Annotated in this window: 1 protein-coding gene; it reads right to left on the bottom strand. The window is 39.5% G+C overall.

All coding sequences use genetic code 11. The features are described from left to right. Window positions 1–186: 186 nt before the first annotated feature. On the bottom strand, window positions 187–1,649 hold a 1,463-nt coding region (locus tag AB0N14_RS40060), incomplete at its 5' end, for a phage/plasmid primase, P4 family (RefSeq protein ID WP_366030601.1).

Raw genomic sequence — 1,649 nt, 5'->3', positions numbered from 1 at the left:
CAACATTTGTCAACACTTCAATTTGTCGGACAGCGTTCTTTTTTTATGTTTTTATTTCCTCTGATAAATTCCTAGCGAGTAGGTGTTTTTGCGGTAACAGAGTAACAGATACCTATAAATGGCTTAACCATAGGGTTAAAGCTGTTACTTCTAATAGTAACGTGTTACCGATTTTCAGTAACACTTTTATTTTTTCTTGCGGGAATAACCTTTAGTGACTTTTTTATGTTTCTCATCGTCCCAATAAAACAACCGTCTAAACAATTCCATTTCATTGGCTCGATGTAAATCGACAGCTCTATTAAAGCCTGCGCTATTTGGTCTTTGCACGGTCTTTTTCCATTGGTCTTTGACATAATCAGGTAGTTTATGCTCAAACTCTCGCTTAGTAAAGGGCTTCACTCCCTCATCTTCACACCATGCACGATATAAGGCGCTTATAAAGGCGGTCGGTAGAAAATCACTGACGAACTCCTCAAACATATCATTTACAAACGCCAGCACGTTATCATTAGAAATTTTAAAGTCATTTAATAGCCCTTGTGTGGCTTTTGGTTCATCAAACTTATCAAAGTTAAGTGATAAGGCGATTTTAAGCACGTACTCTAAAACGTCTTTGCGTTTAATATAATCATCTTTGATTTTCCAGTTGTCATTATCTGACGTGAAAGACTTGTTAAAGGGAACAATAAGCAAACGCCTATAAGTTCCATTTGACTTATTTCTAAACTTCGGTAAAAAGTTAGTGGACTGAATGACTAATTTATTAAAGACGGCTAGTGTCGGTTGTTTTCCTTTCGCTTCAATCGGTACTGGGTCGCCAGTCACTACTGAAAAGTAATTTCCTGCGTTGTCTAAGTAACTGACTTGGCTGTCATCTCCAATAATACAAGTTTTGCCAACCACTTGGGAAAGGGCGAACCGTTCCGCAAATTGTTCAGCTTTGACACTTGCCACGTTCTCACGTCCGATTAAGTTCATGATGAGACTTTGAAAAGTCCCTTTGCCGTCATTTCCTTTACCGACGAGCCAAACGCCTTTACGATAGGAGTAATTGCCGTTGGTACTTGCGGAAATAATCTGCCATAAAAGGCTAACAAGCTCCTTATCTCCACTCATGAGGTCTAACAGCCAGTCGTCTACGTTCCAACCGTTAATATTGGGTACTTTTGCCTTGTCGTTGTACTTGGTCGCAATGGTTGAGGTAAAGACATACTTGGGACTAAACGGCTCTAATTGCTGGGTTTTCTTATTGAAAATACCGTTCGCAACTGGGATAAGATGAGCTTCTGTGGTTTGTTGTTTAACCTCTGATAAGGTTTCAAGTTTAAAGAGGACCTCTTTAGACCGTGCCTGACTGTATGACGGCTCTAGCCAATAAATGAGCCGATGAAAGAAGTTCTCATTCGTTTCATATATTCCTAGTTCAGGGTTATAAACGCCTAACAGTCCGCTTTGGTGGTCTAGTTTGATGACTTTGAGCGTCTTATAGATTATTCTTGCTGTCTCTAAAGGAGTTAATGATTTCGGTGGCTTGCCGTCCTCTTTAGGTGTGCTTAAAAATAAGTTACGGTGTTCAAAGAATAGTTTTCTAACAGCTCTAAGCGTTTGAGTATGTGCTTTGACATAGTCAGGGCTATTGATGATTT

It is taken from the genome of Streptomyces sp. NPDC051104, assembly GCF_040682835.1.
Taxonomy (GTDB): Bacteria; Actinomycetota; Actinomycetes; order Streptomycetales; family Streptomycetaceae; genus Streptomyces; species Streptomyces cynarae.
The sequence above is the reverse complement of the archived record's forward strand: the minus strand, read 5'-3'. Positions and strand labels throughout refer to the sequence as shown.